The following is a 21,202-nucleotide window of genomic DNA, read 5'->3' on the forward strand; positions in this document are numbered from 1 at the left end:
TAAAACAAACGTTTTTTACTGCGATTTTCTAACGCGTAAATACCATTCAGAAAGTAAACGTACTTGTTTTTGGGTATAGCCTTTCTCAACCATACGATTGACAAAGTCTTCGTGTTTTTTCTGATCTTCAGCCGAGGTTTTCGCATTGAAAGAAATAACAGGCAGTAGGTCTTCAGTGTTTGAGAACATTTTTTTCTCAATAACAGTGCGAAGTTTTTCGTAACTGGTCCAAAGCGGGTTCTTGCCTTGGTTGTGTGCACGCGCACGCAATACAAAGTTGACAATTTCATTACGGAAATCTTTAGGATTTGAAATACCCGCAGGTTTTTCAATCTTCTCAAGCTCTGCATTGAGTGCTGCACGGTCAAATAGCTGGCCTGTATCTGGGTCACGATATTCTTGATCTTGGATCCAGAAATCTGCATAAGTGACATAACGGTCGAAGATGTTTTGTCCGTATTCAGAATAAGATTCTAAATACGCCGTTTGTAACTCTTTACCGATAAACTCAACGTACTGAGGAATGAGGTAACCTTTTAAGTGGCTTAAGTAACGCTCCTCAACATCGGCAGTAAACTGCTCACGCTCAATTTGCTGCTCCAGCACATAGAATAAGTGCACGGGGTTAGCAGCTACTTCTGTGGTATCGAAGTTAAATACCCGCGATAGAATCTTAAACGCAAAGCGGGTAGATAGCCCTGTCATGCCTTCATCAACACCGGCGTAGTCGCGGTATTCTTGATACGACTTAGCTTTTGGGTCGGTGTCTTTTAAGCTTTCGCCATCATAGACTCGCATTTTTGAATAAATGCTTGAGTTTTCTGGCTCTTTAATCCGCGAAAGTGTGGTAAATTGCGCCAGTGTCTTTAATGTGCCGGGTGCACATGGTGCATCATGTAACTCACTGTTTTCAAGTAGTTTATTGTAAATTTTAACTTCTTCAGACACACGTAAACAATAAGGTACTTTGACGATGTAAACACGGTCTAAAAATGCTTCATTATTTTTGTTGTTCTTAAATGTTTGCCACTCAGATTCATTTGAGTGAGCTAATATCATGCCATTAAACGGTAGGGCACTAATACCTTCTGTGCCGTTGTAGTTGCCTTCTTGAGTGGCTGTAAGCAGTGGGTGTAGCACCTTGATTGGCGCTTTAAACATTTCCACAAACTCCATTAAGCCTTGGTTTGCTAAGCAAAGGGCACCAGAGTATGCATATGCATCAGGGTCGTTTTGCGCAAAGTGCTCTAGCTGGCGAATATCTACTTTACCTACCAAAGCTGAAATATCTTGATTGTTTTCATCGCCCGGTTCTGTTTTGGCAATTGCGATTTGATTTAAAATTGATGGGTAGCGCTTAACTACTCTGAATTGGCTAATATCACCATTAAACTCACTTAAGCGTTTTGCAGCCCATGGTGACATCACTGTTTTTAAATAACGTGGCTTAATACCGTATTCTTTTTCTAAAAGCTCAGCGTCTTCATTTGGGTCAAATAACGCTAGAGGGTGGTCGTTGACGGGCGAGCCTTTTATTGAGTAAATTGGTACTTGTTGCATTAAATATTTAAGCTTTTCAGCAATTGATGATTTACCACCACCTACTGGGCCAAGTAAATACAGCACTTGCTTACATTCTTCTAAGCCCTGCGCAGCATGCTTTAAGTAAGAGACGATTTGTTCAATGGCATCTTCCATACCATAAAAATCGTGAAATGCAGGGTAGCGTGCAACTACGCGATTTGAAAACAGCCTGCTTAAGCGCGCATCGGTCGATGTGTCGATAATTTCCGGCTCACCGATCGCCATCAATAGACGTTCAGGTGCGCTGGCATAAGCTGATTTATCCTTCTTACAGATTTCGAGAAATTCCTCAATACTGTATTCTTCTTCTTGCGCTGCTTCGTATCGTGATTGGTAATGCTCAAAAATACTCATAGAGACCTCCGAAAACCCGCTAAAATGACGTGTAATTAGATTAAGAGAAAAGCAAAGGCTAATTAAAGCTTAGTCACGATTTTGAATTTTTGCGCAAGAAAATTAAGAATTTAATTGAAAAAAGCTCATCTTGATTACGCTTTTTGGCTGAGGACTTGGCTGCGACTTAGAGGGGGCGTGCAATGGCAATAAAAAAGACGCCGAAGCGTCTTTTTTGGATTACTGTTAGTAACAGAAGATTAAGCGAAGTTAGCGTTCGCGAAGTCCCAGTTAACTAATGCCCAGAAACCTTTTAGGTAATCTGGACGAACGTTACGGTAATCGATGTAGTAAGCGTGTTCCCAAAGATCCACAGTTAGGATTGGTGTAACACCTTCATCAGTTAATGGAGTTGCAGCATTTGACGTGTTTACGATATCAAGTGTGCCGTCAGCTAGTTTAACTAACCAAGTCCAGCTTGAACCAAAGTTGTTTACTGCTTTATCGTTTAACGCTTCTTTGAATGCGTCGAAAGAACCCCATTTAGCATTGATCGCGTCAGCGATTGCGCCAGTAGGCTCGCCACCACCGTTTGGAGATAGGCTGTTCCAGTAGAAAGTGTGGTTCCAGATTTGTGCAGCATTGTTAAATACGCCACCTTCTGAAGAACATACGATTTCTTCTAGAGATTTGTTTTCGAATTCTGTGCCTGGGATCAGACCATTTAATTTCACAACGTAAGTGTTGTGGTGTTTACCGTGGTGAAACTCTAGAGTCTCTTTTGAAATATGTGGCTCTAATGCATCGATTGCGTATGGTAGTGACGGTAGTTCAAATGCCATTTTTTATCTCCATCTTCTTGGTTGATAGTCCACTCAGTTATAGGTAATAGCAAGGTAAACAGCGTACTTCCCTATACCAAGTGGTATTATAGTGTTACTATAATTGTTGAGTATTTTACTCAAGTTTTAGCAAACAGCAATGCTATTGCTAAAGACTATTTAAAATTGTGGCTACGAATGCCGATTTTAAGTTATATATCTGAGGCCACAGTGAAACTTTTTCAAGGCCAATGTAGTAAGCCAATGTCTTTTTTGAGGTTGTAAATGGAAACCATCGATAAAATTAAACAGCAAATTTCTGAAAATCCAATCCTTCTTTACATGAAGGGATCACCAAAGTTACCTAACTGTGGTTTTTCTTCACAAGCATCACAAGCACTTATGGCTTGTGGTGAGCAGTTTGCTTACGTTGACATTCTACTTAACCCAGACATCCGTGCAGAGTTACCTGCATACGCAAACTGGCCAACATTCCCACAATTATGGGTAGAAGGCGAGCTTATCGGTGGTTGTGACATTATCATCGAAATGTTTCAGCGTGGTGAATTACAACCACTAATTACTGAAACAGCTGCAAAGTACAAAGAAAAAGACGCTGAATAATCGAATTTAGTGTAGAAAAAAGCCGCTGATTGCGGCTTTTTTTATACCAATATTATTGCTTATAGGCATTATGAGGGTAATAAAACATGCACGCTTAAGCCACCTTGCTCGCGGTTGTGTAGGCTAATTTGCCCGTGGTGTGCTTCAACTATTTCTCTGCAAAGTGCTAAACCTAGGCCACTACCAGTTGTCTTGGTTGAATAGAAGGGGATAAGCGCATTAGCCATCACAGCTTCACTCATGCCTTTGCCTTTGTCGCTCACTGTGATGTGAGTGCCGTTTGCTTCTTGTTGCACAGTTAAATTGATATCTTCAGGGTTAGAACCTGATTCATAGGCATTTTTTAATAGGTTGATCAGTAATTGTTCTAGTTGTGTGTGATCAGCTTCAGTTGTTACACCCTCATCAAGTGATACATCAACCTGCCACTGGCTTTTTAGCTGTTCAATAAGAGTATGCCAGTTAACCGTCGATAGTTGCGGTGTTGGTAACTTGGCAAATTTGCCATAACCTTGCACAAACTCATTAAGATGCTTGATGCGGTCCTCAATGGTAGTAAAGACCCGCTTCAAGCGTGGCTCGTCGACTTCTTTAGTTAATAACTGAGCGCTATGAAGCATGGATGACATTGGGCCGAGTGAGTTATTCAGCTCATGACTAATGATGCGAATGACTTTTTTCCACACTTCAACTTCTTGGCGGCTTAGCTCGCGAGTGAGCTGTTTAAATACAAACAGTTGGTGAAACTGATTATTAAGTAATAATCGGCCTGTCGCCATATGCCAAGTTTGCGATTCTTGGTCTTCTTTATCAAGGGTAAATAAACCATCGACCCCTTTGTGAATCGCACGCGTTAATTGCTCACAGCTAGATTCTAAAAAGTGTTCAAGTTTAGCGCCTTCAAGAGCTGATTTAGCATCGAGTAAGCTGCGTGCACTGTGGTTGCTATAAACGATAAAACCTTGGTCGTTAGTCAAAAGCACTGCTTGTGGCGAGCTTTGTAAAACTTTATCGAGCATCAGCTCTCGCTGATATATCCATTGTTTTTCTTGGCGAAGCTGTTTTGCAGTTTGGTTATAAAGCCGACATAAATCGCCAAGCTCATCACTGCCCTCATATGCTAATAATGTAGCCAGCTCGCCATCTTTAAAATTAAGTAGCCCGGTTTCGAGAGAGTTCATTCCATCAATGAGCGGGGCAGATAACTGGGCGGCAAAAAGAGCACTTATCAACACGCATGCAAGTAGAGCTAAAATGCTGTAAAACAAGCTTATGCCCGAAAAGTAACAAACCAATATCAGCGGCAATACAGACGCTGTAATACATAAGGTTATGATTTTATATCGAAACGAAAAACGCTGTGTTGTCATTAATAATCAATCTTAAATTTATCAAGTCTACGATAAAGGGCTTGGCGACTTAATCCAAAATGACGAGCCACTTTCGCAATAACACCTTGGTACTCGCGCATGGCAAGTTCAATCTCTTGCTTGTTTGGCTCTGTTCTTGTTTGTGCGGGGCTATTTACTTCAACTTGTAAGCCAAAATCGGCAAGCTCAATCATCCCTGTGGGCTTTAAAACCCCAGCACGTTTACAGGCATTTTCAAGTTCGCGAACATTACCAGGCCAGCTGTGGGCAAGTAGGGCTTTTTCTGTGCTGAGTGAGAATGCTCGCTCAGGTAAAAAGTGTGCGACCAAAGCTAAAATGTCATCTGGGCGATCAGCAAGGCTTGGCAAATTTAACTCAATGACATTCAAACGGTAGTAAAGATCTTCACGAAACTGACCAGTTTTAATTGCATGACTTAAATCTTCATTGGTTGCTGAAATTACCCTAACATTCACTTTGCGTGTTTGTGTTGAACCTAAGCGTTCAAATTCGCCGGTTTGTAAAATGCGTAATAGTTTCATTTGCCCAGAGAGTGGCAAGTTACCAATTTCGTCTAAAAATAGGGTGCCACCATCGGCGGCTTCAAAACGACCAATACGCTGTTTAGTAATTCCTGTATACGCACCGGCTTCTGCACCAAATAGCTCAGCTTCGATCAGTTCGCTTGGCAGGGCGCCAGCATTAACAGTGATAAAGGGTTTGTCTGCTAATAATGAATTAGCCTGAATTATTTGTGCAATTCGCTCTTTGCCACTGCCGTTAGGACCAGTGATAAGCACCGAAATATCCGATTTAGCAACTTGAATTGCAAGATTAACAATGTGCTCCATAGCGGTACTTTTATATATAAGACCCACTAAATTAGCGTTATGCACAGATGCATCACGTTCTTGCTGGTGGCGGGTAAAGGTTTCGTTTTGTTGTTTTACTTTACCCAGCTCTATCAGGTTATTTACACAGGTAAGTAACTTGGTATCGTCCCATGGTTTCGGTAGATAATCAGCTGCACCCGCTTTTACGAGTTCAACGGCTGTTGACAGCTCAGTCCATGCGGTAATCAAGATAATTGGTAAATGAGGGTTAATGTCTCGTAAGGCATAAAAGAGCTCTTTGCCTTCTTCGCCTGAGGTTGTGTCGGCGGTAAAGTTCATGTCTTGAATAACAAGCGCAATACGTTGATATTGCACAGCTTGAATTGCCTCAAGAGGATTGCTTGCTGTAACGACCTCAAAATCGTGAATTTCAAGTAATAATGACAACGCATCCAAGATGGCTGGGTTATCATCGACGATAAGTATTTTTTCCATATAATTGTTTTAGTTATTTTCCTAATAAGGGTGCAAGATAAATGCTACACTGTAAATCCAGTGTAGCATAGGTTGGGAGAACTAAATTGTTCGAGTTGCAATGCTCGGAGAGATGTTCGCCGCCCGTTTTGCTGGAGCAAGTACTGCCAACAGACTCATAATAAATACTGCTAATGCTGTTACTAGCACGTAGCTAATATCAAGTTGAGCAATTGAGAAATGCTGCATCAGCACCTGGCCTAAATATATGGCAGCAATAACGCCAATCACTAAACCAACTACACATATCATGGCGTTTTCAACTAAGAAGTAGTTAATAATGGCTGATTTTCTTGCACCTAAAGCGCGGCGAGTACCAATCTGTTTTGTACGTTTACTGATATTAAATAAGGTAAGTCCGAAGATACCCAGTGCAGTTACTAACACTAAGATTGCAATGAGTACAACCAGCATTCTCATCATTAATGTGTCTTCAGCCATGTACTGTTCTTTATCATCATCTAAACCACGGATACGAGAAATAACACGTTTGTTGTAGTTTTTAAGCATGGCCTCTTCAACACGATTCATAACTGATTGACGTTGACCTGGCTCAGTTCTGACCACAAAACGTGCATTTGTACCTGGCTTGATGAAAGGTAGCAGTGCTACGTTATCTGGGCGGCTGTCTTTTAGCCATGGACCTTTCATAAGATCAATAACACCAATAATTTTCATTGGAATGTCACCAAAATAAACTGTTTGACCTAAACCATTTCCGTCAGGGAATAGCTCATCAACTAGGGCTTTAGTTACAACAGTTACTTTTGACAGTTCATCATAGTTATCGGTCACGATGACTTCATCTTCGGTGTAGTTACGCCCAGCAATGAGCTTAACACCGTAGGTATTAATGCCATGCTCATCGATAAACATGTAAGACGTACGGACGGATTTACTCTCTTCAGGTGCAGGCTTTAAACTAAAATCTGACGAAGATCCACTGCCTGAAAGCGGTGTATTACTAGAGTAAGCCGCATCAACTACACCTGGGATTTGACGGAGCATAGTTTCATCTAGCTCGTACTGCTGAGATGGAGACACGTCTTTGCCAAACATCATGACATTAAAAACGAAAATATCTTCTTCAGGGTAGCCTGTTTCTTGGCTTAAGTAGCTTACCCTGTCTTGAATAATAAACGCGGCATTACTGACAATCGCAGTGGTGATGGCAATTTGTATCAGTAATAAAATAGCGCCAACTTTTGAGCGGCATAAGGCGTGAAAGATAGGTTTAATTTCTAACATAGGTGTCTTCCTTATTGGCTCTTAAGATAAATAGCAGGGTTGGTTTTACACACTAGCCATGCAGGGTAAAGGCCAGCAATAATACAGGTGGTAATTGCAATCACTGGCGCGCTTAATAGCATGCTTAAATCCATCGTGGCTAAGCTTTTGTAGTAGCTATAGCTATGGCGTACGCCTAATAAACCTATTTGTGCCAAAATAATACCGAAGATGCCACCCAAGAAGCCTAACATTGCCACCTCAACGATATGTTGAAAGAAGATTTGGCGCTTACTGGCGCCTAATGCGCGGCGTACACCCACTTCAGGAGCACGACGTAAAAACTTCGCCAGTAATAAGCCTAAAATATTAGCAAGGCACACGGCTAAAAACATAAAACTTAGGCCGACTAAAATTTCGTTGTCTTCACTGACAACATTGTTGTATTGCATCCACTCATTTACATCGCGCAAGGTGGCCGTTAGTTTTTCACGATTAAAACGACCGAGCTTTTGTTGCTCTTGCATATAGGCCATCAAAAAGTCTTGGTAAGCTTGTTTTTCTGCAGATGTTTTTAGTTCAACCCAAAACTGCAACCACACCATTTCTGAATTTAGTTTGTCGTTAAAGGTGTTGGTTTTTTCATGTTTCCAACCATTGGTATTACCCCAATTTTCAAGCTCGCGGGCTTTCATTAGGCTAAATGGTAAAAACAGTTGTTCGGTTTTATTAAATGCGCCGTTATTAAGGTCATAGTATTTTGTGGTGATATCCCAATCATCAATCACGCCAATAACTTCATAACTGGCATCATCTAGATAAACCATTTTACCTACGGGGTTTTGACCTGCGAAAAGCTTGTCGTTTAGATCTTTATTAATCACCACTACAGGGGCTGCATCTGCTTCTTGTTGCTCAGTCCACACTCCACCATAAATAAACGATAAGTTAAACATATCGAAAAAGTCAGGAGTGGTTAGGCGCGCTTGACCAATAAATGGTTTTACTTTGTCTGAGTCTAAATAAACCGAAAAACCCGTTCTTACCATAGTGACGCGTTTACCACCGGCTTTTGCTTTATTAAGGTTGACTGCATCTTGATAAGTTAATTGCAGTGGCATGTTATCGACTGTCCACCAAGTACGGCCTTCATCCATGGTTTGTAACTGCACAGAATAAAGGCTGCTACTTTTTTCAGGAATAGGGTCTGCTGACATCATGTGATACACAGATAAACTTGTCATGGTTACGCCAATACCAATAGCAATGGCCAATACCATTAAAAAGCTCACAAGTGGCGTGCGCTTAAAGCTGCGCCAGCTTAAATCTAAATAATGAAGGAACATGGTTACACTCCAGCCGCTTTAAGGTTTTGAGTGCCTTGATACAAGGTGAAGTCAGCTAGTTGGCCATCAACAACTTGGATATTGCGTGGGGCTCTGCGCGCAAGTTCTGGATCATGGGTAACCATGATAATGGTTGCGCCATCACGGTTGATTTGCTCAAGTAGCTCCATCACTTGACGCGCCATTAAACTATCTAAATTACCCGTCGGCTCATCGGCAAGTAAAAAGCGAGGCTCACCGGCTAGTGCTCTGGCAATGGCCACACGTTGTTGTTGACCACCAGAAAGTTGTTGCGGTAAGTGTTTTGCTCGTGAAGCTAAACCAACTTGCTCAAGGCATTGCTCAATACGGCGTTTACGCTCAGCGGCTTTAATGCCACGATAACGCAATGGCACTTCAATATTTTCATATAAGTTCAAGTCAGGGATGAGGTTAAAACCCTGGAATATAAAACCAATTTTTTGATTTCGTAGATCAGCGCGTTGGTTGTCATTTAGTTTCCCCACATCAATACCATCTAACATGTACTGGCCTTCGCTAAATGGCTCCAACATACCTGCGATGTTTAAAAAAGTGGTTTTACCCGAGCCACTTGGACCAGTTACTGCAATAAATTCACCTTCATCTACTTGTAGGTTGAAGTCGCGAAGGGCATGAGTTTGTACCATGTCAGTTTGATACACTTTGCTGATGTCGTTCATTGTAAGCATGTTGATTTTTCCTTTTATTTGTTAACGTAAAACCAGTGTGGATGCTTTTTTAAAGCGGTCGTAATTCGAGATGATTAGCTTATCGCCAGGCTCTACGCCTTCTATTATCTCGACAGCATTGATACTGCTAGCACCGGTTTTTATATCGATTAAATAAGCCATGTCACCTTCAACTTTATAAGCCTGGGTGCCACCTTGCTGTAAGAATGCACCGCGTTTTACTTGCAATACATCATCGCGATTCTCTAATAAAATACGTGCGGTTAAGCGTTGGTTTTGGCGAATACCAGAAACCTCACTGTCAAAGCGTACGCGGGTAGTTACCTCGCGATTATTCACCTCCGGTGAAATAGCCGATAAGGTTCCTGTTACATGACGGGCACCTAAAGTCAGTTCAACTTGCATACCAAGACCTAGCTCATTGGCATAGCTTTCTGGTACTTGTAGTTCAGCTTCAAAGTTACTTAAATCCACCAAAGTCATTAATGGTTGGCTTTGTGTAACGGCTTCTTTTTGCTGCACTAATAAGTTACCAACAATACCGCTTACACTGGCAGTAATTGTGAGTTCATTCACCTGCCTAAATAAGTCATCAACGATGAGTTGCTGACGCGTCAGATCGCGCTCTGCAGCTTTTAGTTCAAATGCGAGGGTATCTTTAGCTAAGCTGACTTCTTGCTCTGCATGTTTAAAGGAAAGTTTGGCGCGGGCCAAGTCATCAACGGCTTTTTCTAAATCTATTTGGCTGATTAAATGTTTTTCGATAGAGAGTTTAGCTCGGCGGTTTTCTCTGTCTGCGGCATTTAGTTCAACCTGTGCTAAATCAAGGGCTTTAGTAAGGCTTAGTTTTTGTCGACGTGCTTCAAGTTGCTTGCGTTGTAGTTCACCTTCTAATCGTGCTAATACTGATTGTTGCTGTTTTAATTCGTTAGTAAGCTCAGGGCTGGTTACGGTGGCGATTACTTCGTTTACTTCAACGCTGTCACCGGCTTTTACTTTTAAATCAACAAAACCTCGTTCAGGGCTATAAACTTTTGGCGCATTAGCTGCAACGATTTTACCGCTCGCTGCCACATCTCTAGTAAGCGTCTTTTGGCTTACTTCACTAATTTGTAGGCTTGCTGCATCAACCGAAATGCTGCCATCGCTACTGGCAAACAATGCTTGAAAGCCAAGCGCACCAACAAGTATTACACCTACTGCTAATATAAGTGGTTTCTTAATGGTGTTTTTTTTAGCCACAGTAATATCTTGGGCACTGGTATCCTTTATCATCATAACTCCTTACGATTCTCAAAACATACAATCATGAAGCCAACGGCAATCATGGTAAGCGGAGAAGCCATAAACAAACTGATAGTGAACATTTTGAAATCCTTAATTTCGCTGATGACTTATCTATACCAGTAGCGTGCCAATTGTTAAGTTTCTGATAGTATTGTGTTTTTATTTTTTTTGAAGAGTAGATGTCTGTCCGCGGACAGAAAAAGTGTCCGCTGCGGACACTTTTAAATTGCTGATTATTGACGCGAGGGTAAAGAAAGTCAGTCATTGCGACTAAGGTCGGCTGCTCAGAGACCTAGTTTGTTACTATGCTAAAGCCAAGAGTAAATAATGATGCAGCAGCGTTAGGTGATACCTCATAAAAACTGCATTGATATTCAGATTGTGAATAATCATTCATAATTAAGCGCAGTTTACGTTAACGTAAAGAGGCGGGTTTTAGATTGTTTTTTTTACAAGTTGTTAAATTTGACACCAGTGTCATAAAAAAATAACGGGTGAAATACGCCTAAATGTAAAAAAATAGCATAGAATTTAGAAAGTGCCTTTAAGTGAGAAATATTCATGAATATGAATATGTATTCAAAACTCTATTGACTCATGAGGTATTTGGCGATAGTTTTGTTCGTCTGCTAGCACTGTCACAAAAGACTGAACCGCTAGTCGTTGTAGCAAGGGGAGGGGTCTATGTTATACGACTCAAAATTAGAAAAAGATAATTGTGGCTTTGGCTTAATAGCCCAGGTCAATGGTCAGGCGAGTCACCGCTTGATTCGAACAGCAATCACTGGCTTAGATCGCATGGAACACCGTGGTGGTATTTCTGCAGATGGTAAAACTGGTGATGGCTGTGGTTTATTAATGCAAAAACCTGATAGTTTCTTTCGTGCTATTGCCAGCGAACATGATTGGCACTTAGGTAAGAACTACGCCGTTGGCATGGTATTTTTAAATGCCGATCCTGTACTTGCGCAAACAGCTAAAGATGTGTTGAGTGAAGAACTCGAAAAAGAAACCTTGAGTATTCAAGGCTGGCGCGTAGTACCTACCGATGCGTCATGTTTAGGGCCAATTGCAAAAAAACAACTACCAGGCTTTGAACAAATTTTTGTTAGCGCACCAGAAGGCTGGCGTCCAAAAGATTTAGAGCGTCGCTTGTATGTAGCGCGTCGTCGTGCTGAAAAGCGCCTCGAAAACGATGAACACTTTTATATTGCCAGTTTATCTGGTTTGGTCACTGTCTATAAAGGCTTGATGATGCCTGTAGACTTACCTAACTTTTATTTAGACTTAGCTGACATTCGCATGACCAGTGCGATTTGTGTATTCCACCAACGTTTTTCTACTAATACACAGCCTCGTTGGCCTTTAGCTCAACCTTTCCGCTATTTAGCGCATAATGGTGAAATTAATACGATTCAAGGTAACCGCCAATGGGCACGTGCCCGTGCTTATAAGTTTGCCTCACCACTTATTCCAGATCTGCAATCAGCCGCACCATTCGTTAACGAAAGCGGCTCAGATTCTTCAAGCTTAGATAATATGCTTGAGTTGTTCTTAGCGGGAGGCATGGATTTATTCCGTGCAATGCGTATGCTTGTCCCACCAGCATGGCAGAAAAACCGTGCCATGGATGATGACCTACGTGCGTTCTATGACTTCAACTCAATGCATATGGAACCATGGGATGGCCCAGCTGGTATTGTAATGTCTGACGGCCGTTTCGCGGCTTGTAACCTTGACCGTAATGGCTTGCGTCCGGCGCGTTATGTAATTACTCAAGATGGATTTATCACGCTTGCCTCTGAAGTGGGCATTTGGGATTACGCACCAGACGAAGTCGTTGAAAAAGGCCGTGTCGGACCAGGTGAGCTGTTAGTTATTGATACTCATCAAGGGAAAATATGGCATTCAGATGAGATTGACCAAGACCTTAAATCTCGCCACCCATATAAAGCATGGTTAGAGGCAAACGTTAAGCGTTTAACGCCATTTGAACAGTTATCTGAAAAAGATGCGGGTAACCGTTCTTTTGATGACGAAACACTGCTTAAGTATCAAAAAATGTTTGGCTATACCAACGAAGAACTTGATAGCGTGATTCGTGTTATGGGTGAAAATGGTCAAGAAGCAACGGGTTCTATGGGTGATGACACGCCATTTGCGGTCCTGTCAGAAGGCCATCGCTCACTGTTTGATTACTTCCGACAAAAGTTTGCGCAAGTAACGAATCCACCGATTGACCCACTTCGTGAAAATCACGTTATGTCACTAGCAACCTGTATTGGTAGTGAGCAAAACGTATTTAACGAAACCACCGGCCATGCTAAGCGTTTACAGTTTGATACGCCAATTTTGATGTACGCTGATATGCAACAGCTGATCAATGCTGACGATGAGCACTACAGCTACTGTAAAATTGATATCACTTACACCGCAGAAGAAGGCTTAGAAAAAGCAATCACACGTATCTGTGATGAAGCACAAGAAAAAGCGGCGTCAGGCTGTGTCATGCTTATTTTAAGTGATCGTAACTTTAGCGAAACGCATTTACCGATTCCTGCGGCGATGGCGGTTGGTTCAATTCAAAAGCGTTTAGTAGATAATAACTTACGTTGTGAATCTAATATCATCATCGAATCGGGCAGTGTCCGTGATGCGCATCAATTTGCGGTATTACTTGGTTTTGGTGCAACGGCAATTTATCCGTACCTTGCTTATGAATCATTAGTTGCAATGAGCGACAAAAAGACCCTGAACAAGAGCTATTGCGAAGTAACGCTTGCGTATCGTAATGCGATTAACAAAGGTCTGTATAAAATCATGTCGAAAATGGGCATCAGTACTGTCGCTTCGTACCGCTGTTCAATGTTATTTGAGGCAGTTGGTTTATCAGATGCGGTTGTAGAAACCTGTTTTAACGGTGTAGCTAGTCGTATTAAAGGGGCTTGTTTTACAGATTTTGATGATGACCAACGTAAGCTTCATAAGCTGGCCTTTAGTAAGCGTAAATTATTGAGCCATGGCGGATTATTAAAATATGTTCACGGTGGTGAGTACCATGCTTATAACCCAGATGTTATTCAAACACTGCAAAAAGCAGTACGCTCTGGGGATTACAAAGATTACTTAGCGTATGCTGATTTAGTAAATAACCGCCCGATCACCAATTTACGTGACATGTTGGCAGTCAAGATCCCTGATACAGGTGTCAGTGTTGATGATGTTGAACCTGCAACTGAGCTGTTCAAACGTTTTGACTCTGCAGCAATGAGTATTGGTGCGTTATCGCCAGAAGCGCATGAAGCACTCGCAATTGCAATGAACCGTTTAGGTGGTTGCTCAAACTCGGGTGAAGGTGGTGAAGACAAGCTTCGCTACGGCACAGAGAAAAACTCGCGTATTAAGCAGGTTGCCTCAGGTCGTTTTGGTGTAACACCACATTACTTACGTAGCGCTGATGTAATTCAGATTAAAGTTGCGCAAGGTGCAAAGCCAGGTGAGGGTGGTCAATTACCGGGTGAAAAAGTAACGCCGTATATTGCAAAATTACGTTATTCAGTGCCGGGTGTGACTTTGATTTCGCCTCCGCCACATCACGATATTTACTCGATTGAAGATTTAGCTCAGCTTATTTTCGATTTAAAACAAGTAAATCCAGATGCACTTATTTCGGTGAAACTAGTTTCTGAACCAGGTGTAGGTACTATCGCAACAGGTGTAGCTAAAGCCTATGCCGATTTGATTACCATTGCTGGTTATGACGGTGGTACAGGTGCAAGCCCGCTCACTTCTGTTAAGTATGCAGGTAGTCCTTGGGAGCTTGGTCTTGCTGAAACTCAACAGGCGTTAGTAGAAAATGGTTTACGTCACCGTATTCGTCTACAAACAGATGGTGGCCTTAAAACGGGTCTAGATATCATTAAGGCGGCTATTTTAGGTGCTGAAAGCTTTGGTTTTGGTACTGGGCCTATGGTAGCTCTTGGTTGTAAATACCTACGTATTTGTCACCTAAATAACTGTGCGACCGGTGTTGCAACGCAAGACGATACGCTGCGTCAAAAGCATTATCATGGTCTGCCAGAAATGGCGATGAACTACTTTAAGTTTATTGCCGAAGAAGCGCGCCAAATTATGGCAAGCCTTGGTGTAACTCGCTTAACAGATTTAATAGGTCGTTTGGACTTACTTGAAGCAATTGAAGGCAAGACAGAGAAACAAAAGAAAGTTGATTTGTCTTCAGTTATTGCCGTACCAAACAACCCAACGGGTGAAACCTTGTATTGTAGTGTGCCTAATAGCTCACACTACTTAGGTCAGCTAAACGAAACCTTACTTGAAAAAGCGAAGCAAGCAATTGATGAAAAATCAGGTATCTCGCTGGTTAACCGTATTTGCAATACAGACCGCTCAGTAGGGGCTATGCTATCGGGTTATATTGCGTCAAAACATGGTAACCAAGGTATGGCTGCTGATCCTGTTTCTATTGAGCTCCATGGTACAGCAGGTCAATCATTTGGTGTGTGGAATGCAGGTGGTCTTGAAATGACGCTTGTTGGTGATGCGAATGACTATGTTGGTAAAGGAATGGCTGGCGGTAAGCTAGTAATTCGCCCACCGCTGGGTTCTTCTTTCGAAAGCCACAAAGCGACCATTGCCGGTAATACCTGTTTATATGGTGCAACGGGCGGTAAATTATTTGCCGCAGGCTGTGCCGGTGAGCGTTTTGCAGTTCGTAACTCAGGCGTCCAAGCGGTTGTAGAGGGCGTGGGTGACAATGGTTGTGAATACATGACAGGTGGTGTTGTTTGCGTACTTGGTAAAGTGGGTATCAACTTTGGTGCAGGTATGACAGGCGGTTTTGCTTATATTCTTGACGAAGGTAATGACTTTGAAAAACGCATTAACCCTGAACTTGTTGAGATTGTCACGCTTGAAGGGTTGGCATCACACCAAGAACATTTACGCGGTCTAATTGCTGAGCATTTAGAACTTACAGGCTCAAACCGCGCTGAGCAGATTTTAGCTAACTTCGATTTATACATTCCGATGTTTAAATTAGTTAAGCCAAAATCTAGTGATGTAAAAAGTTTACTTGGGCACCGAGCGCGCAGCAGCGCAGAGCTTCGTGTTCAGGCTCAGTAAGGGGGTAGTATGAGCGAAAATGTATACCAATTTATCGATGTACAACGTGTTGATCCGCGTAAAAAGCCAATCTCAGCACGTAAACAATCTTTCGTAGAAATTTACGAGCCGTTTTCTGAGACGCAAGTTAACTCACAGGCGGATCGCTGTTTAGATTGTGGTAACCCGTACTGTGAATGGAAATGCCCAGTACATAACTATATTCCACAGTGGTTAAAATTAATTCGTACTGGCCGTATTTTAGAAGCGGCAGAGTTGTCTCATCGTACAAACAGCTTACCAGAGGTGTGTGGTCGAGTGTGCCCACAAGACCGCTTGTGTGAAGGCTCTTGTACACTTGACGAAGAGTTTGGTGCTGTCACTATCGGTAATATCGAAAAGTACATCACAGATACCGCTTTTAAGATGGGCTGGAAACCAGATATGTCGTATGTGGTTTGGTCTGACAAAAAAGTGGCTATCATTGGTGCTGGTCCGGCAGGCTTAGGTTGTGCGGATATTTTAGTACGTAACGGTGTAAAACCTGTGGTGTTTGACCGTCACCCTGAAATTGGCGGCCTTCTTACATTTGGTATTCCTTCATTCAAACTTGAAAAAGAAGTAATGCAAAAGCGTCGTGAAATTTTCACTGAAATGGGTGTCGAGTTTCAGCTAAACACTGAAGTTGGCGTTGATATTACTCTTGATGAAATCTTGGCTGAATATGATGCCGTATTCTTAGGTGTTGGTACCTATCAAAGTATGCGTGCAGGCCTTGAAAACGAAGATGCTGATGGTGTGTTTGATGCACTGCCGTTCTTAATTGGTAACACAAACCGAGTTATGGGCTATGCAGAAGATAAGCAAACTTATATCGATATGGCGAACGAAAAAGTTGTCGTGTTAGGCGGTGGTGATACAGCAATGGACTGTGTGAGAACCTCTATTCGACAAGGTGCTGCAAAAGTAACTTGTGCTTATCGTCGTGACGAAGAAAATATGCCAGGCTCAAAGCGTGAAGTTAAAAATGCCCGTGAAGAGGGGGTAGAATTTACCTTCAATGTACAGCCGAAAGGCATTGTTGTTGACGAGCAAGGTAAAGTTGCTGGCGTTAAGATGGTGAAAACCCAGCTTGGTGAGCCGGACGAAAATGGTCGTCGTCGTGCTGAAGAAGTTGCCGGCTCTGAACATGTTATTGAAGCTACCAAAGTGCTTATGGCTTTTGGTTTTAAACCTCATAAAATGGATTGGTTAGAGCCGTACGGTGTTGAAATCAATCATTGGGGTGGCATCAACGCACCAGAAAAAGGTGAATTTACCCATCAAACAACGAACCCTAAAATCTTTGCTGGTGGCGATATTGTTCGCGGCTCAGACTTAGTGGTAACCGCTATTTTCGAAGGCCGAAACGCCGCAGAAGGGATTATGGACTATTTGGAAGTTTAATCCTAAGGGGTTCATTTAATATTTATAAAAGCAAGCTACCTAGCTTGCTTTTTTATTACCTGCCATAAAATATACTTATTTCTTGTTATGAGAATTTAAGCAAGATCCAGAAAGATAATGAAAAAATAGCGCTTATTACCTACAATCTTCGAATGAATTCTACAGTAGAATATAAAAGTTCATTATTTCGTATTAACTCCATATTTACTCCACATTGTTGCGTTTAAATGTCTATCAGAGGCAGAAGCCCATCTGAATATTTGATGCTAACAACATGGATAAAAAGAAAATGTTTTGCGAACACACTAATAACGAGCAGTTAAGCTTTTTTCAGCCGAATTCAAAATCTGAAAATGATTTACTCAATGAGGTCATGAATAGTGAAGACCTGCACGATATTCTGACTATGGTTTTACTAGATGAAACCTTATCAGACGCCCTTAAAGCGATGGTGAAGCAACAACTGAAAACAATAAAAAAAATATAAAACGGAAATAAAAATGCCGCAGATATTAGTCGTTGAAGACGACTTAGATATTGCAGAACAAGTACTGTTGTTCTTTAATGCATCTGGTTTTACTACTCACCACATCACTGATGGCAGTGCTGTGGTGTCGTGGGTTAAAGAAAATAATCCAGATGCAATAATTCTAGATGTAATGTTACCTAATTTAGATGGCGTGGAATGCATGAAGCAGATCCGCGCTTTTTCAATGGTGCCTATTATTATGGTAACCGCTAAAGTCGAAGAAGCTGATAGGTTAAAAGGGTTAGAACATGGCGCAGATGACTATGTATGTAAACCATTTAGCGGTGCAGAGCTGGTGATGCGTGTTAAAGCTATTTTAAGACGCTGCACGCCAGTATCTATTAGCAAGGAAACTGTTGAAACGCCTGCTACTATTTGCTTAAACGAAGATGCGCTTGAAGTTGAAATAAAGGGCGTGTCTTTGGGTTTAACTAAAGTAGAATTTGACGTATTCAAGCTTTTGTACAAAGCCCCTAAGCGTGTTTTTTCAAGGCAGCAGATACTTGATCACATTCAGCCCAATAACTTTGATATTACCGACCGCGTAATCGACAGTCACATCAAAAATATTCGTAAAAAACTGAAGAATTTACAGTTCTCTCCTAAGATAGTCGCTTCCGTTTATGGTGCAGGCTATCGCTATGATGAACGTCAAATCAATTGATTTGGCGTTCATCGCCTTTACTATTAATTACACACTGTACGTTCACCTTTTCGAATCGAATGGGTAAACACATACACTGATAATTCCCTTGCTTGAATATCTTGCCAAATTTGTTTGCTAGGGACAGGGCACAGCGCGTAATGTAAATATTGGCTAAGCGCTTCACCTTCAAGGGCTATCGAATAGGGCGTTCGTACATAGACCTGAATCGCATCAGTTGAGTACTTAATTTGATCTAATCGCCACTGGCCTAGTAAAAATTGCTTTGCAAAAAACTGAGAAATACGTTGTTTTGCAGCTTCAGACAGTGGAGGGTACTCTATTGGCTTTTCGTAGCTTGCATAATAGAGTCCTGCACTTAACAGCATGCTGGCAAGGGCCGCATAAATTGGCAGTGGGGACTTTTTGGTTTTTTTAACATTGCTTTGGCGATGTTTACGCTCAATAGATTTTGCCCATTGAGCGTGCTTTAATGATTCTGACATGGTTCCATTCCACAGTAGTTTATAGTGCTATTTAAGCAATAAAATGTGGTGGAAAGATGGAGAGGCTCACTTATTGCCTAAAGGCAGTAAGATTCTGATACATAAGCCACCTGACTTACCCGGTAATGCATTAATAGTACCTGACATCAATTCGACAAAACTCTGACAAATTGATAACCCTAAACCTGAGCCTCCTGATGCGCGGCTACGAGACTCTTCAACACGATATAAACGGTCAAAGAGCTTGCCAACATGGGCTTTACCTACACTCGGAGAGGTATCATCGACTTGAATAAACAGCTCTTGTTTATTCGCTCTCACCTTTAGGCGAACATGGCCTGGGCAGTCAGTATATAGACAAGCATTAGTAAAAATATTGTTGAAGATCTGGTCGAGCTTTTGTTTATCTACCGTGATCTCAACATCATCAGCAATAACAATGTCAGCAAAAAAAGTTAGCTGATGGCTGCAAACATAACGGCGCATGTCTTGCTCGTATTCTGCAAAAATTTGTGCGGCATTATATTGTTGAAGGTTCAATGTAAGAGTTTTATTTTCAGCTTGCGATAACTGATATACATCTGAAATTAAGTTATTAAGTTGTGCTATCTTGCCATTAATTTTGCTGTAGGCGAGATCGCGGTTTTCTTGAATATCGAGCTCAAGCGCTTCTATATGCAGTTTCAATACGCTCAATGGGGTGCGTAATTCATGAGAGATATCAGCGAGCATTTTGTCTTTTTCAATTAAGTTATATTGATAAAGCTTGGCTTTAAATAACGCTTTTCGATGCTTGAAGTAATAGAGTACTAACGCAAGGATACTAAACAACAAAACAATACCAGCAGACAACAACCAAATCTGTTTTTCTAGTCGCTGGTTATTCATTTGTGCAGTTGCGAGTTTGTTTTTTTGTATTTCATCATCAATTCGTTGCTGTTGCTCGATTGCTGTTAATTGCTTTTTATTCTTTTCGACAGCTTGATTTAGATGTTCTTCAAACAAAGACTCGGCCAGTTCATTTTCAAGCTTTAGCTGCTCAGTTGCTAGCTTGTAATCACCTATCAATTCAGCATAAATTGCGGTATAGCCGTGCTGCTTTTGATTCAATAATCGGTTATTGATACCTAGTAACAACTCTTTTGTTCGACTTAAATAAAGACCAATTAGCTCAGGGTTTTTAAGGACTAAATGCAATTCAATTAAATTAAAGTAAGAGTAGATCTTACTTAACGCCGAGCCAGATTTAAGCGCTGCATTGAGCCCAGACTCAGCACTACTGAGAGCCATATGCTGGTTGCCTATTTTCAAATACAATTGCATTAACGTATGCTTCGCCGTCGCCATATTTTCATAGGCTTTGACGTCGGCTAAACGGGTAAAGGCGTTATTTAATAAGGGAAGAGCCTGCTCTAAATCGCCTCGTTTATACACCAGCTTGGCAAGTTGTAAACTGGTATCAGCAATATTCATTTGGTTTTTGGTTTTAATATCAAACTCGAGTGCTTTTTTATAGAAGTACTCAGATTGCGTGAGGTCATCAAGCCTGTGAGCAAGGTTTGCTAAGTTATAAAAGTTAGTGGCAACAAGTTCATAATTATCGCTGTTTTCTAATAACGCTTGTGCTTTTACCTGATGATGCATTGATTGTTCAAGATCATTTAGTGTGTCGTATAGTGAACCCAAATTGCTATGGCTTTGTGCTTGTAGGTTTTTGTCTTCAAGCTCGTTTGCAAGCGCTAAGGCTGCCATATAGTGTTTTTTTGCTTCTATTGTTTTTAATTGGCGACGATAGTTGATCCCCAACTCTTTTTGGATGTGGTATTGGTCCTTTTTGCTTAAACTAGCAAGCTTTTGTAATGGCGATAATAGTTCAATCGCTTTGTTGTAATGACCTTGTTTACGTAACAGAGGCGCTTGTGCCATCACAATTACAGGGCTCGATGTAGCGCTATTTTTATCTTTGTATTGCTCTAGAATAGTGAGTGCTTCAATGAGCTTGCCTTGGTTCTCAAGGTCAGTGACTTGATTTAATAGAGAGCTTGGTAGTGAGGTTGCTACACAGGAAAAAGACAGTAAACATGTAGCGATAAGTAAAGAGTATTTCATTTGCAGTTAGAATAAGCTTAAAGTGTGCTTATACTAACCAGCAAATGTGTGCAAATTATGGAGTTATTAGTTAGCGTTTATCACAACTAAACTTCAATTAATGATAAAGTTTTATCCTTAATTCAGTTACACCTGAGATGTTATGGTTTTTCATCTTTTTGTCTCAGTATCAAAAATTT

The 21,202-nt window shown here is 41.4% G+C and carries 15 protein-coding genes; 5 read left to right on the forward strand and 10 right to left on the reverse strand.

Features of this window, described 5'->3' with window-relative positions; genetic code table 11:
- Positions 1-15: 15 nt before the first annotated feature.
- Complete coding sequence (locus EVU92_RS11080; RefSeq protein ID WP_130051268.1) at positions 16-1,938, reverse strand: PrkA family serine protein kinase; 1,923 nt, start codon at positions 1,936-1,938, stop codon at positions 16-18.
- A gap of 239 nt (positions 1,939-2,177) precedes the next feature.
- Positions 2,178-2,759, reverse strand: a complete 582-nt coding sequence (locus tag EVU92_RS11085; RefSeq protein ID WP_054551537.1) for a Fe-Mn family superoxide dismutase — start codon at positions 2,757-2,759, stop codon at positions 2,178-2,180.
- Positions 2,760-3,023: 264 nt separating this feature from the next.
- On the opposite strand from EVU92_RS11085, the gene EVU92_RS11090 reads away from it, so the two are divergent.
- Positions 3,024-3,362, forward strand: a complete 339-nt coding sequence (locus tag EVU92_RS11090; protein ID WP_054551536.1) for a Grx4 family monothiol glutaredoxin — start codon at positions 3,024-3,026, stop codon at positions 3,360-3,362.
- Positions 3,363-3,430: 68 nt separating this feature from the next.
- Here the strand turns inward: EVU92_RS11090 and EVU92_RS11095 are convergent, their stop codons facing one another.
- The 6 genes from EVU92_RS11095 to EVU92_RS11120 form a co-directional block, all read right to left on the reverse strand.
- Positions 3,431-4,732, reverse strand: coding sequence for an ATP-binding protein (locus tag EVU92_RS11095; RefSeq protein WP_130051269.1), 1,302 nt, complete (start codon positions 4,730-4,732; stop codon positions 3,431-3,433).
- Positions 4,732-6,060: a sigma-54 dependent transcriptional regulator gene (locus EVU92_RS11100; protein ID WP_130051270.1), complete on the reverse strand. Its 1,329-nt coding sequence runs from the start codon at positions 6,058-6,060 to the stop codon at positions 4,732-4,734. Before EVU92_RS11100 ends, EVU92_RS11095 begins: the two co-directional genes overlap by 1 nt.
- A gap of 81 nt (positions 6,061-6,141) precedes the next feature.
- Entirely contained in the window at positions 6,142-7,347 is a 1,206-nt protein-coding gene (locus tag EVU92_RS11105) for an FtsX-like permease family protein (RefSeq protein WP_130051271.1), read from the reverse strand.
- 11 nt (positions 7,348-7,358) lie between these two features.
- Positions 7,359-8,672: an ABC transporter permease gene (locus tag EVU92_RS11110; RefSeq protein WP_130051272.1), complete on the reverse strand. Its 1,314-nt coding sequence runs from the start codon at positions 8,670-8,672 to the stop codon at positions 7,359-7,361.
- Positions 8,673-8,674: 2 nt separating this feature from the next.
- Positions 8,675-9,382, reverse strand: a complete 708-nt coding sequence (locus tag EVU92_RS11115; RefSeq protein WP_130051273.1) for an ABC transporter ATP-binding protein — start codon at positions 9,380-9,382, stop codon at positions 8,675-8,677.
- A gap of 21 nt (positions 9,383-9,403) precedes the next feature.
- Entirely contained in the window at positions 9,404-10,657 is a 1,254-nt protein-coding gene (locus EVU92_RS11120) for an HlyD family efflux transporter periplasmic adaptor subunit (protein ID WP_130052275.1), read from the reverse strand.
- Positions 10,658-11,353: 696 nt separating this feature from the next.
- On the opposite strand from EVU92_RS11120, the gene gltB reads away from it, so the two are divergent.
- From gltB to EVU92_RS11140, 4 genes are all read left to right on the forward strand, one after another.
- Positions 11,354-15,811, forward strand: a complete 4,458-nt coding sequence (gene gltB / locus EVU92_RS11125; protein ID WP_130051274.1) for a glutamate synthase large subunit — start codon at positions 11,354-11,356, stop codon at positions 15,809-15,811.
- A 9-nt stretch (positions 15,812-15,820) separates the two neighbouring features.
- Positions 15,821-17,236 carry an FAD-dependent oxidoreductase gene (locus tag EVU92_RS11130; protein WP_130051275.1) on the forward strand — a complete coding sequence of 472 codons (1,416 nt, stop codon included), beginning with the start codon at positions 15,821-15,823 and terminating at the stop codon, positions 17,234-17,236.
- A gap of 289 nt (positions 17,237-17,525) precedes the next feature.
- Complete coding sequence (locus tag EVU92_RS11135; RefSeq protein ID WP_130051276.1) at positions 17,526-17,723, forward strand: hypothetical protein; 198 nt, start codon at positions 17,526-17,528, stop codon at positions 17,721-17,723.
- A 13-nt stretch (positions 17,724-17,736) separates the two neighbouring features.
- Positions 17,737-18,429 carry a response regulator gene (locus tag EVU92_RS11140; RefSeq protein WP_130051277.1) on the forward strand — a complete coding sequence of 231 codons (693 nt, stop codon included), beginning with the start codon at positions 17,737-17,739 and terminating at the stop codon, positions 18,427-18,429.
- A gap of 23 nt (positions 18,430-18,452) precedes the next feature.
- Here the strand turns inward: EVU92_RS11140 and EVU92_RS11145 are convergent, their stop codons facing one another.
- Positions 18,453-18,914, reverse strand: a complete 462-nt coding sequence (locus EVU92_RS11145) for a hypothetical protein (protein WP_130051278.1) — start codon at positions 18,912-18,914, stop codon at positions 18,453-18,455.
- Positions 18,915-18,980: 66 nt separating this feature from the next.
- Positions 18,981-21,023, reverse strand: coding sequence for an ATP-binding protein (locus EVU92_RS11150; RefSeq protein ID WP_130051279.1), 2,043 nt, complete (start codon positions 21,021-21,023; stop codon positions 18,981-18,983).
- Between the last annotated feature and the right edge of the window lie 179 nt (positions 21,024-21,202).

The organism is Pseudoalteromonas sp. MEBiC 03485, from assembly GCF_004195145.1.
In the GTDB taxonomy this organism is placed as follows: Bacteria; Pseudomonadota; Gammaproteobacteria; order Enterobacterales; family Alteromonadaceae; genus Pseudoalteromonas; species Pseudoalteromonas apostichopi.

Excerpts from the sequence above, each read along its gene's own strand:
- gltB (WP_130051274.1), top strand. The coding sequence starts at position 11,354 with ATGTTATACGACTCAAAATTAGAAAAAGATAATTGTGGCTTTGGCTTA.
- EVU92_RS11110 (WP_130051272.1), bottom strand. The coding sequence starts at position 8,672 with ATGTTCCTTCATTATTTAGATTTAAGCTGGCGCAGCTTTAAGCGCACG.
- EVU92_RS11115 (WP_130051273.1), bottom strand. The coding sequence starts at position 9,382 with ATGCTTACAATGAACGACATCAGCAAAGTGTATCAAACTGACATGGTA.
- EVU92_RS11140 (WP_130051277.1), top strand. The coding sequence starts at position 17,737 with ATGCCGCAGATATTAGTCGTTGAAGACGACTTAGATATTGCAGAACAA.
- EVU92_RS11105 (WP_130051271.1), bottom strand. The coding sequence starts at position 7,347 with ATGTTAGAAATTAAACCTATCTTTCACGCCTTATGCCGCTCAAAAGTT.
- EVU92_RS11095 (WP_130051269.1), bottom strand. The coding sequence starts at position 4,732 with ATGACAACACAGCGTTTTTCGTTTCGATATAAAATCATAACCTTATGT.
- EVU92_RS11100 (WP_130051270.1), bottom strand. The coding sequence starts at position 6,060 with ATGGAAAAAATACTTATCGTCGATGATAACCCAGCCATCTTGGATGCG.
- EVU92_RS11150 (WP_130051279.1), bottom strand. The coding sequence starts at position 21,023 with ATGAAATACTCTTTACTTATCGCTACATGTTTACTGTCTTTTTCCTGT.
- EVU92_RS11135 (WP_130051276.1), top strand. The coding sequence starts at position 17,526 with ATGTTTTGCGAACACACTAATAACGAGCAGTTAAGCTTTTTTCAGCCG.
- EVU92_RS11080 (WP_130051268.1), bottom strand. The coding sequence starts at position 1,938 with ATGAGTATTTTTGAGCATTACCAATCACGATACGAAGCAGCGCAAGAA.
- EVU92_RS11145 (WP_130051278.1), bottom strand. The coding sequence starts at position 18,914 with ATGTCAGAATCATTAAAGCACGCTCAATGGGCAAAATCTATTGAGCGT.
- EVU92_RS11130 (WP_130051275.1), top strand. The coding sequence starts at position 15,821 with ATGAGCGAAAATGTATACCAATTTATCGATGTACAACGTGTTGATCCG.
- EVU92_RS11120 (WP_130052275.1), bottom strand. The coding sequence starts at position 10,657 with ATGATAAAGGATACCAGTGCCCAAGATATTACTGTGGCTAAAAAAAAC.
- EVU92_RS11085 (WP_054551537.1), bottom strand. The coding sequence starts at position 2,759 with ATGGCATTTGAACTACCGTCACTACCATACGCAATCGATGCATTAGAG.
- EVU92_RS11090 (WP_054551536.1), top strand. The coding sequence starts at position 3,024 with ATGGAAACCATCGATAAAATTAAACAGCAAATTTCTGAAAATCCAATC.